The following is a 9,470-nucleotide window of genomic DNA, read 5'->3' on the forward strand; positions in this document are numbered from 1 at the left end:
TGAAGGCTTGCAGGAGGAGGAGGACGAAGCCGGCCGCGATCAACGCCTTTGCCGGCCACAGCACGAGGCCGCCCGCACTGCTCGACATTTCGCCCGAATGGAGGGAAGCGAGGGCCCAGGGCAGGCCGAGCCAGGTCAGCAGCCCGGCGAAGGGGATCAGGAAGAAGACATGGCCGAAGACGTCGATCCAGTCCCGTGTCCGCTTGGACAGGCGGCTGGAGACGATGTCGATCCTTATGTGCTCGTTGTTCCGCAGGGTCCAGGCGGCGGCCAGCATGAAGGTGGCGCCGAACAGATACCATTGCAGTTCCAGCCAGGCATTGGACGAGGTGCCGAAGAGCTTGCGCACGATCGCATTGACGGCGGAAACCAGGATGGCCGCGACGATGGCCCAGGCCGCGATCCGGCCGATCACCTCATTGACGCGGTCGACGGCCCGGCAAAGGGCGATCAGCATGGGTGTTTCCTCTCCCTCGGGGCATTGCTGCTCTCTTGCTGTGGGAAGAATCTAGGCGGCCCTGCGACGAATCGCCCCCCCTACTTTGGGTGAAGGCGCTCGCCTCAGCCGGCCAGGCTGACCCCCGCCAGGCGGCCGACCGCGAAAGTGACGCCAGCCGCGGCGAGGCCGATGGCGAGCTGGCGGAAGGCGGAGAACAGGACGGAGCGCCCGGTGAACAGCGCAGTCGCCGTGCCGATGCCCGCGAGTGCCAGGGCGCTCGCCCCGATCGAGGCCGGGACGGCCAGCGTGTCGGCCAGGAAGAAGAAGGGCGCCACCGGCACGATGGCGCCCGCCGCGAAGAGGAGGAAGGACCAGCCCGCCGCCGCCCAGGCCGAACCGCCGAGGGATTCGGGATCGATGCCCAGTTCCTCGCGCACCAGCGTATCGAGCGCATTGTCCTTGTCGGCCATCAGGCGGTTCGCCAGGGCGCGGGCCTGGGCTTCCTCGAGGCCGCGCGCCTGGTAGATCAGCACCAGTTCCTCGATCTCTTCCTCCGGCACCTGGTTCAACTCGTCGGCCTCGCCGGCGATCTGGTGCTGGGCCAGCTCGCGTGCGCTGTTGACCGAGAGCCATTCGCCCATGGCCATGGAGCAGGCACCGGCGACCAGGCCGGCGAGGCCGGTCAGCAGGATCGTCTGCCCCACCGCCTCGGCCCCGGCGACGCCCATGACCAGGCTCAGGTTGGAGACCAGGCCGTCGTTGGCGCCCAGCACAGCGGCGCGCAGCGCATTGCCGCCCATGGCGCGGTGGCGGCCTTCCAGACTGGCGATGGCGCTGCCCTTCAGGCCCTTGTCGCCGGCCAGCGCCTTCAGGGTCTGGGCATGGGAACGTTCGGCCGCCGGCAGGCCCTGGGCGACCGCTTCCGGCTGGCTGTCATAGGCTGCACTGTCCGCCCCTTCCAGGCCGTTGATGGTGGGCAGCACGAAGCCCGGCCCGAAGCGCCTGGCGAGATAGCCGAGGGCGCGGGAACGCCAGCCCGGCTTCGGCTCCGACACCCGGGCGCCGACCTTTTCCAGGTTCTGGCGCCAGAAATCGGCATGGGCATCTTCGATCGCGGCGAGCTTGCGATAGATATCGGCCGTCTTCGCGTCGCCCTCGGCATCGGCGAGGGCGCGGTAGAGGCTGGCGCTGTCGATCTCGCCCTGGAGATCGGCGGCATAGCGCTTGGCGGCCGCTTTCGGCTGTTCCGGTTCCGGTGACTTGGCTACCATGGCGAACACCCCCACATGAACACTGTGCCAACCCTTGGAGAAGAGCCATGTCCGAGCGGAAAAACAAGGACAAGGAGGCGCCGCGGAAGGCGCCGGATGCGGCCGAAGATCCGGTCGACGAGGCGGGCCTCGAATCCTTCCCCGCCAGCGATCCCCCGGCCTTCGAGCCGACCCATGCCGGCGGGCCCGCGCCCAAGGGCGGCAAGGTCAAGTCGTAGGCGGGCGGATCAGGAAGCCGATCACCACGACCGCGAGCAGGATGGCGAGCCCGATCGCCACGTCGCGCCAGCGGTTGCGCGGCCGCGCCGGGGCCGGCAGGCCGGGTGCCGACGACGGCGGGTTCAGGCGGCGCCGGAGCTTTTCCGTGATGCTGCCGATCCAGGCCGAGACGATGACGCCGAGGGTGACCAGGGCGGCGATGACGATGATGCGGCCCATGGTCAATCCTCGTCCGCGATGGGGCTGGGGTCCTCGACCTCGATCAGGCGGGCGGCGGCATTGGGGTCCAGGCTCTGAACCTGGCGGAGCTGGCGGTCGATCGCGCGTTTCCGGACTGCCACCTTGTCGATCTGCTGGCTCGCCTCGACGAGCTTGCGCTGGACCTTGTCCAGGACTTCGCCGTAGCGGGCGAATTCGGTCTTCACCGCGCCCAGCAGCAGCCAGACCTCGGACGAGCGCTTCTCGATCGCCAGGGTGCGGAAACCCATCTGCAGGCTGTTCAGCAGGGCGGCCAGGGTGGTCGGCCCGGCCGGCACCACGCGGTAGTCGCGCTGCATCGCATCGGCGAGGCCGGGGCGGCGCAGCGCCTCGGCATAGAGGCCTTCGGTGGGCAGGAACATGACCGCGAAATCGGTGGTACGCGGCGGGTTCAGGTATTTTTCCGAAATGTCGCGGGCGAAGCTCTTCAGGCGGGCTTCCAGGGCCTTGCCGGCCGCTTCCACGCCCTCGGCATCGGCGAGTTCCGCGGCTTCCAGCAGGCGCTCGTAATCCTCGCGCGGGAATTTGGCGTCGATCGGCAGCCAGACCTCCTCGCCGTCGTCGCGCCCGGGCAGGCGGACGACGAATTCGACCCGCTCGCCCTTGCCCTCGATCGGCGCGACATTGGCCAGATATTGGTCGGGCGTGAGGATCTGGCTCAGCAGGTTGCCGAGCTGCATCTCGCCCCAGATGCCGCGCGCCTTCACATTGGTGAGCACGCGTTTGAGGTCGCCCACGCCGGCCGCCAGGCTCTGCATCTCGCCGAGGCCCCGGTGCACCTGTTCCAGCCGGTCCGAAACCAGCTTGAAGGATTCGCCGAGGCGCTGTTCGAGCGTGCCCTGCAGGCGCTCGTCCACGGTTTTGCGCATCTCTTCGAGCTTGGCGGCGGAATCGGCGACCAGATGGGCGAAGCGGGAATCGAGCCCCTGGGCCAGGCCGTCCAGCCTATTCGACAGCGTCTCACCGAAATTCTTCATCGCCGTCCCCGCCTCCTGGCGATTGAGCGACAATTCCTCGCGCAGCGCCCGCTCTGTCCGCTCCTGCGCATGTTCGAGGGCTTCGATCTGGCCCCCGACCGAGCCGCCGCGGCCGCGCAGCAGGGCGGCGAGGGCGACGCCGATCGCGATCAGGACGAGAAGGCCGAGCAGGAGTTCGGTTGCGGTGATTTGCATGAGACGTTCGGCGAAGGCCCGGAATCGCGGGCAGCAGTTGACGAGACCGGCGCGATCAGACCATGTTCTCGCCGAAGGCGAAATGCGTAACCGACGCTTGATGGAGTGCCAGATGCAGGCCCGGATCTATCTGCCGACCAAGAATGCGATGCAGTCGGGCAAGGCGAACAGCCGCCGCTGGGTGCTGGAATTCGAACCCGAGGCGATCCGCCGCCTCGACCCCCTGATGGGCTGGACCGGCACGACCGACATGAACGGCGAAGTGAAGATGACCTTCGAGACCAAGGACGAGGCGGTCGCCTATTGCGAAAAGCACCGCATCCCCTACGAGGTCCAGGACCCCAAGCCGGTCACCTTCAAGCTGAAGACCTACGCCGACAATTTCAAATACGACCGCGTCCGCTGACCCCGGGCGGCGCCACGACCCGCCGCTCAACGGCCCCGTAGCTCAGCTGGATAGAGCACCCGCCTTCTAAGCGGGATGTCGCAGGTTCGAGCCCTGCCGGGGTCGCCACACGTAGTGGTATCATCGCTGCCGGATGCGATGAGCGGTGATCATGAAGCGGCGAAAATCGACTAAACGCTGGTCTGTGGCGATTTCGGCTGTGGCAGCCTTATCGTGGCTTCCCGCTGGATGTGTGTCTGTCGACAGTTTGCCACCGGCCTGGGAGCCCGTCGCCGCAGCGAAGGATTGCAGCTGGATCGACGGAACCTATGAGGCAACGGGGCAGGTAGCCGATCCGTCGCCCCTCGACGTCGCGCATCCTGTCAAATTGGTTCCGGAACTTCGGACTGCGCTGATCGATCGCGGGCCGGTCGATCTGACCCCTTTTGCCAAGGTGGAACGGGTCGCGCTTTCATGGCACGCCGACACTGGCCAATTACGGGTCGCGCCGCTCGGCGCGGTCGGAGAGGCGCGTCCTGCCGCCTTCGAGTGTGACGACGGCCACCTGCAACATCATGGTATCGGTCCCAGCCTCGAAAAGGACTGGGTGGGTATGGGGAGCGAGGGGATCGAGCTTTGGCCGGCCGCCGACGGCGGGCTCGTCGTCCGCTCGTCCGTAAGCATAGTGATGGCCGTCTATCTGTTCATGCCGATGGCCGCTGGTGGAATAAACTACAGTCATTTCGCCCGGGTCCCGACGCCCTGAGCGGGCTCAGATCGCCTCCAACACCGCCAGCACCTGACGGTACTGCTCCAGCCGGGCGTGGTCGCGGTCGGTCGGCTGGGCCAAGCGCGAGAGGTCCATGTTGTGGCGGACGTCGGCCAGTTTCACGCGCCGGGCGACCGGATGGGCGGCGGCGCGATGGGCGGCTTCGAGGCGGGTTTCGCCGGGGCGCTTGGTCAGGGCTTCGACGGCGCCGACCACCAGTTCTTCGAAGCCATGGGCGCGCAGGTCGTCGAGGGTGACGGGCGTGTCCTCCACCACATCGTGCAGGACGGCGGCGATGCGGGCCGCTTCGTCGGTCATTTCCAGCATCAGTTTCAGGGGATGCAGGATATAGGGGGCGCCGCCGCGGTCGGTCTGGCCGGCATGGGCCTCGACCGCCAGGCGGATCGCCGTCTCGAGCGGGGTCATGGGGTTCCTTTCAGGGAGCGGCGGCCTCCGGCGCCGGCACGGTGCAGCCGGTTTCGCAGCAGCGGCCGGGTTGCTTCGAGGTCGGGCGGCCGTCGGCCAGGATGCCGCGGTCCAGGAGATCTTCGACCAGGGTGGTCTTCTCGGCCAGGGGGTAGTTCCGCCAGATCTCGCGCTTCATCGCCTCGGGCGAGCCGCCGCCGTGGAGCGAGATCACGGAATACCAGCCGGCCTGATGCGAGACCGTGAGGTCTTCGAGGAAACGCGCGACCTCCCGCCGCCGTTCCATCGGAATATCGTCCCGCCCGCCCAGCACGGCGGAAAGGGAGGCTGCGGTTTCCGGATTATGGTCTTCGTCCGGCCCGGGCAGGGCGACGATGAGCCCGCCCGAGACGTAATGGGCGATCCGATGCATGTCGTAGATCTTGGTCGCCAGCAGCAGCTTGCCGATGTTGGAAAACACCGGCTCCGGCATGACCGAGCCTGCGGGATCCGCCACCGCCTTCACCGAGGCGGCGATGCCGCAGGCATAGAAGCCTTCAGTCAGGGTGATCAGCTCGACCATGGCCTCGCGGATATGGGCGTGGCGTTCGGGATCGAGGCCGTTCGCTTCCGCCATCAGGGCGCCTGCGCCGATCAGCAGGTCGCCGAAGCCGGCCCTTGCGCCGATGCAGGAATGGCGGTGGTGGGCGGCATAGGCGGTGGTGAGGAAGCCCGCTTCCTCGGTCTCGCCGGCCAGGAAGACGCGCTCGTGGGGCACAAAGACATCGTCGAAGATCACGACCCCGGTCGACTGGCCGTAGGTCGCGGAGAACTTGGCCGCCGCCTCGCCCGGGCGGCCCGCCGGCCGGGCCACGATGGTGATGCCCGGCGCATCCACCGGCACGGCGCAGGCGACGGCGAAATCCGCGTCCTCCGGCCGGTGGGTGCGGCAGGGCATGACCAGGAATTCATGCATATAGGGCGCGCCGGTGACGATCGCCTTGGTGCCGCGGATGACGATGCCGTCGGCCCGCCGCTCGGCGATATGGACGTAGCTATCCGGGTTGGCCTGGGCGCCCGGGCGTTTGGCGCGGTCGCCCTTGGCATCGGTCATGGCGATGCCGAGCGAAAGGTCGCGGGCCTGGACATCGTGCAGATAGGCGAGGAAGCGCTGCGCATAATCGGTGCCATGGGCGGCGTCGGCGGACTTTGTGGCCTGGAAGAAGCCGTTCAGCGCGTCATGGGCGAGATAGCGCTGGGCGCAGCCCGAGACCTTGCAGACCAGGCGCACCGCTTCGAGCTTGGCCAGGAGGTCGTCCGCCGTCTCGTCGATATGGAGCATGCGGTTCACCGTCTCGCCCGAGATGCCCTGGCGCGCGGTCATCAGGCGGCGGTATTCCGGCCGATGGGCGAAATCATAGGTGACGCCGAGGCCGTTGATGCCGGGGGCGAGCAGGGGCTCGTCCGCCACGCTCTCCACCCGCCGGCCGTTGACGAAGACGCGCGGGCGGAGGGCGCGGAGCGAGTCCCGATAGTCGGCGGCGGTCATCAGCATGGCGTTTCCCCTGTCTTGTTCGAATAATTGAACAGCGTTAGAATTCGCCGTCAACAGCGTTCGGGAGGCGGCATGAATGGCGAGCGGGGCCAGCGGCGGGCGGCGGTCAGCGGCCACAAGCGGGGCCTGATCCTGGAGGCCGCGCGGGAGGTCTTCGCCGCCGAGGGGCTGGAGGGGGCGAGCCTGCGCGCCATCGCGGCCAAGGCGGGCTATACGCCGGCCGCGCTCTATTTCCATTTCGACTCGAAGGAGGCGATCTATGCCGAAGTGCTGCAAGCCTCGCTCGCGGCGCTCGGGGCCGCAGTCCAGGCGGCGGTCGACGGCGTGGCCGAGCCGCGGGCGCGGGCCTTCGCCGCCGCCATGGGTTTCTTCGGCTTCTATGCCGAGCATCCGCGCGATCTCGACCTCGGCTTCTATCTCTTCCGCGGCGGCATGAAGCCGGCGGGCCTGGGGCGGGAGCGGGACGAGGCGCTGAACGCGGCGCTCGCCGCCGCCCTGCAGCCGATCGCCGAGGCGGCGCTGGCCCTCGGCGCCGGGCGGGAAGCGGCGCAAGGGCTGGTGGTCGACGTCTTCGCCCATGCCGCCGGCCTGCTCCTGCTGCTCCATACCGGGCGGATCCGCATGTTCGGGGCTGCCGCGCCGGCCGCGATGGAGGATTATCTGCGCCACCGCCTCGCCCGCGTCGGGAGCCCCGCATGAGAACCATGGATGCCGCCACATCGACCCTGCTGGTGATCGATTTTCAGGCCCGGCTGATGCCGGCGATCCACGAGGGGGCGGCCACGGTCGCCAATGCGAAACGCCTGATCGCTGCCGCCGGCCTGCTCGACGTGCCCGTGCTGTTCACCGAACAGAATCCCAAGGGTCTGGGGCCGACGGTGGCCGACCTCGCCCCGGACGAGGGATTGGTGGTCGAGAAGACGACCTTCGATTCCTGCCGGGCACCCGGTTTCCTCGATCGGCTGGCGCCCGATCACGCCCTCGTGGTGGCGGGTTGCGAGGCCCATGTCTGCGTCCTCCAGACCGTGATGGGCCTGCTCGACGTCGGCCGCCGGGTCTTCGTCGTCGCCGACGCGATCGGCTCGCGCACGGCCGCCAACAAGGCAGCCGGGATCGCCCGCATGGCGGCGGCGGGGGCGGAGATCGTGACCACCGAAATGGCGGTCTTCGAATGGCTGGTCGACGCCCGCCATCCGCGCTTTCGCGAGGCCGTCGCCCTGATCAAGTGAGTTGCCGGCGCGGCCGGAACGCCCATTATGGGGACATGCCTTCTCCGCGGAGAAACATGATGCGCCCGGCGCTTGCTCTCGTCCCCTTCCTGCTCGGCACCCTGCCGGCGGCGGCCCAGCAGGGCGACGATCTGGCGGTCGCGATCGGCCGTTGCCGCGATGTCGTCGACAATCTGCAGCGGCTCGATTGTTACGACCGCCTCGATCCCACGACGGCGGCACCGGCGGAGGCGCCCCGCCCCGGGCAGTGGCAGGTCTATGACCAGACCTCGGCGGTGGACGGCAGCCGTTCGGTGCTCGCCGCCCTGGTCTCCAGCCCGCGGGCCGGCATGACCGAAGCGCCCGCCACCCTCTACCTCCGCTGCGAGGAGAAGACGGCGGATGTCTTCATGCTGCCGGCCTTCAGGCCCGACGGCGGCGATCTGGTCAGCTACCGGATCGATGACAGGCCGGTGCAGCGGGACACCTGGTCGGTCGCCCGGGACGGTGCCGTGGTGGCCGACAATCCGCTGCCCCTGCTGCGCGACCTCGCCGCCGGCCGGTACCTGGCGATCAAGCTGGTCGGCGCGACGGGGACGCAGGAAGCGGTTTTCGACCTGGGCGAGGTCCGTCCGGTGATCGAACGGGTAGCAGAAGCCTGCAACTGGAAACTTTGAGTCTGCCGCAGAAGATCCGGGATCGAGCGGGTCGGGGAGCGTCTGACGTGGGCCTGTGTACTCTCCCCATGGCGTCATCCCGCTCGGCGCGCCACGGCTGTCCGCTTAAGGAAATCGGACCGCTTCGCGACCTCTGCACCCTCTCGACCGTCATGCCCGGGCTCGTCCCGGGCATCCACGCGAACACCGACGGCGACGAGTTGTCGTAGATGGCCGGGACAAGCCCGGCCATGACGTTTTTTATTCACTCGCCGACATGAGGGGGCCGACAGCTGGAAGAAAATGTGGGCGCGGCCGCCTACAGCTTGCCGCGCAGCAGGTTGATGATGCCGGAGAAATCGGTGCCGCCGTGGCCGGCCGCATCGAACAGGGCATAGAGGCTGGCGGCCTGGTTGCCGAGGGGTACGGCGGCGCCGGCCTTGGAGGCCGCTTCCTGGGCGAGCTTAAGGTCCTTCAGCATCATCGCCGTGGCGAAGCCCGGCTTGTAGTCGCGGTTGGCCGGGCTGGTCGGCACCGGGCCGGGCACCGGGCAATAGGAGGTCAGCGACCAGCATTGGCCCGACGACTTCGAGGAAATGTCGAACAGCTTCTGCGGGTCGAGGCCCAGCTTCTCGGCCAGCGCGAAGGCTTCGCAGGTGCCGATCATGGAAATGCCGAGCAGCATGTTGTTGCAGATCTTGGCCGCCTGGCCGTTGCCCGGACCGCCCGCATGGACAATGGTCTTGCCCATGGCGTCCAGGACCGGCTTGGCGCGCGCGAAGGCCGCGTCCGAACCGCCGACCATGAAGGTCAGCGTGCCGGCCTCGGCCCCGCCGACACCGCCGGACACGGGCGCGTCGACCATGTCCATGCCGGCGTCGGTCGCGGCCGCATTCACTTCCCGTGCGGTGCCGACGTCGATCGTCGAACAGTCGATCAGCAGCGTGCCCTTGGCCACGGCAGCGATCACGCCGCCGGTATAGACCGACTTCACATGGGCACCGGCCGGCAGCATGGAGACCACTACCTCGGCCCCGGCGGCGGCTTCGGCCGGGCTGGCGGCCGCCTTGGCCCCGGCGGCGGTGAGCGCCTCGACGGCGGGCTTCGACAGGTCGAAGACGGTCAGGTCGTGG

General features: G+C 68.4%; 13 protein-coding genes and 1 tRNA gene. 7 read left to right on the forward strand and 7 right to left on the reverse strand.

Features of this window, described 5'->3' with window-relative positions:
- On the reverse strand, nt 1-457 hold a 457-nt coding region (locus WC493_RS20020), incomplete at its 3' end, for a TRAP transporter small permease subunit (protein ID WP_373067833.1).
- Between the two features lie 104 nt (nt 458-561).
- Nucleotides 562-1,710: a VIT1/CCC1 transporter family protein gene (locus tag WC493_RS20025; protein WP_373067835.1), complete on the reverse strand. Its 1,149-nt coding sequence runs from the start codon at nt 1,708-1,710 to the stop codon at nt 562-564.
- 47 nt (nt 1,711-1,757) lie between these two features.
- Here WC493_RS20025 and WC493_RS20030 point away from each other — a divergent pair, with 47 nt between their 5' ends.
- A complete protein-coding gene (locus WC493_RS20030; protein ID WP_373067837.1) occupies nt 1,758-1,928 on the forward strand; it encodes a hypothetical protein in 171 nt (56 codons plus the stop codon).
- Here the strand turns inward: WC493_RS20030 and WC493_RS20035 are convergent.
- A complete protein-coding gene (locus WC493_RS20035) occupies nt 1,918-2,148 on the reverse strand; it encodes a hypothetical protein (protein WP_373067839.1) in 231 nt (76 codons plus the stop codon). The genes WC493_RS20030 and WC493_RS20035 overlap by 11 nt on opposite strands.
- A gap of 2 nt (nt 2,149-2,150) precedes the next feature.
- Nucleotides 2,151-3,359: a DNA recombination protein RmuC gene (locus WC493_RS20040; RefSeq protein ID WP_373067841.1), complete on the reverse strand. Its 1,209-nt coding sequence runs from the start codon at nt 3,357-3,359 to the stop codon at nt 2,151-2,153.
- Nucleotides 3,360-3,471: 112 nt separating this feature from the next.
- Between WC493_RS20040 and WC493_RS20045 the strand changes: the two genes are divergently transcribed.
- From WC493_RS20045 to WC493_RS20055, 3 genes are all read left to right on the forward strand, one after another.
- Complete coding sequence (locus tag WC493_RS20045) at nt 3,472-3,765, forward strand: ETC complex I subunit (protein ID WP_373067843.1); 294 nt, start codon at nt 3,472-3,474, stop codon at nt 3,763-3,765.
- A 31-nt stretch (nt 3,766-3,796) separates the two neighbouring features.
- Nucleotides 3,797-3,873: transfer RNA gene (locus WC493_RS20050), tRNA-Arg, on the forward strand.
- A 37-nt stretch (nt 3,874-3,910) separates the two neighbouring features.
- On the forward strand, nt 3,911-4,510 hold the full coding sequence (locus WC493_RS20055; protein ID WP_373067845.1) for a hypothetical protein: 600 nt from the start codon (nt 3,911-3,913) through the stop codon (nt 4,508-4,510).
- Between the two features lie 6 nt (nt 4,511-4,516).
- On the opposite strand, the gene WC493_RS20060 is transcribed toward WC493_RS20055, so the two are convergent.
- Both WC493_RS20060 and WC493_RS20065 read right to left on the reverse strand, forming a co-directional pair.
- On the reverse strand, nt 4,517-4,939 hold the full coding sequence (locus tag WC493_RS20060) for an HD domain-containing protein (protein WP_373067847.1): 423 nt from the start codon (nt 4,937-4,939) through the stop codon (nt 4,517-4,519).
- Nucleotides 4,940-4,949: 10 nt separating this feature from the next.
- Nucleotides 4,950-6,473, reverse strand: a complete 1,524-nt coding sequence (locus tag WC493_RS20065) for a 4-hydroxyphenylacetate 3-hydroxylase family protein (RefSeq protein ID WP_373067849.1) — start codon at nt 6,471-6,473, stop codon at nt 4,950-4,952.
- A 72-nt stretch (nt 6,474-6,545) separates the two neighbouring features.
- On the opposite strand from WC493_RS20065, the gene WC493_RS20070 reads away from it, so the two are divergent.
- From WC493_RS20070 to WC493_RS20080, 3 genes are read left to right on the forward strand one after another with little or no spacing between them, the layout of a single operon-like run.
- The gene (locus WC493_RS20070; RefSeq protein ID WP_373067851.1) at nt 6,546-7,172 is read left to right on the forward strand and encodes a TetR family transcriptional regulator; all 627 of its coding nucleotides are present in this window, start codon (nt 6,546-6,548) and stop codon (nt 7,170-7,172) included.
- Nucleotides 7,169-7,702 (forward strand): isochorismatase family protein, encoded by a 534-nt coding sequence (locus WC493_RS20075; RefSeq protein WP_373067853.1) that lies wholly within the window; start codon nt 7,169-7,171, stop codon nt 7,700-7,702. The genes WC493_RS20070 and WC493_RS20075 overlap by 4 nt, the downstream gene beginning before the upstream one ends.
- A 59-nt stretch (nt 7,703-7,761) precedes the next feature.
- A complete protein-coding gene (locus WC493_RS20080; protein WP_373067855.1) occupies nt 7,762-8,358 on the forward strand; it encodes a type VI secretion system-associated protein TagO in 597 nt (198 codons plus the stop codon).
- Between the two features lie 298 nt (nt 8,359-8,656).
- On the opposite strand, the gene mmsB is transcribed toward WC493_RS20080, so the two are convergent.
- On the reverse strand, nt 8,657-9,470 hold an 814-nt coding region (gene mmsB / locus WC493_RS20085; protein ID WP_373067857.1), incomplete at its 5' end, for a 3-hydroxyisobutyrate dehydrogenase.

Source organism: Zavarzinia sp. (assembly GCF_041650655.1).
Classification (GTDB): domain Bacteria; phylum Pseudomonadota; class Alphaproteobacteria; order Zavarziniales; family Zavarziniaceae; genus Zavarzinia.

Coding starts and splice junctions, on each gene's coding strand:
- WC493_RS20025 (WP_373067835.1), bottom strand. CDS start 1,710: ATGGTAGCCAAGTCACCGGAACCGGAACAGCCGAAAGCGGCCGCCAAG.
- WC493_RS20030 (WP_373067837.1), top strand. CDS start 1,758: ATGTCCGAGCGGAAAAACAAGGACAAGGAGGCGCCGCGGAAGGCGCCG.
- WC493_RS20035 (WP_373067839.1), bottom strand. CDS start 2,148: ATGGGCCGCATCATCGTCATCGCCGCCCTGGTCACCCTCGGCGTCATC.
- WC493_RS20040 (WP_373067841.1), bottom strand. CDS start 3,359: ATGCAAATCACCGCAACCGAACTCCTGCTCGGCCTTCTCGTCCTGATC.
- WC493_RS20045 (WP_373067843.1), top strand. CDS start 3,472: ATGCAGGCCCGGATCTATCTGCCGACCAAGAATGCGATGCAGTCGGGC.
- WC493_RS20060 (WP_373067847.1), bottom strand. CDS start 4,939: ATGACCCCGCTCGAGACGGCGATCCGCCTGGCGGTCGAGGCCCATGCC.
- WC493_RS20065 (WP_373067849.1), bottom strand. CDS start 6,473: ATGCTGATGACCGCCGCCGACTATCGGGACTCGCTCCGCGCCCTCCGC.
- WC493_RS20070 (WP_373067851.1), top strand. CDS start 6,546: ATGAATGGCGAGCGGGGCCAGCGGCGGGCGGCGGTCAGCGGCCACAAG.
- WC493_RS20075 (WP_373067853.1), top strand. CDS start 7,169: ATGAGAACCATGGATGCCGCCACATCGACCCTGCTGGTGATCGATTTT.
- WC493_RS20080 (WP_373067855.1), top strand. CDS start 7,762: ATGCGCCCGGCGCTTGCTCTCGTCCCCTTCCTGCTCGGCACCCTGCCG.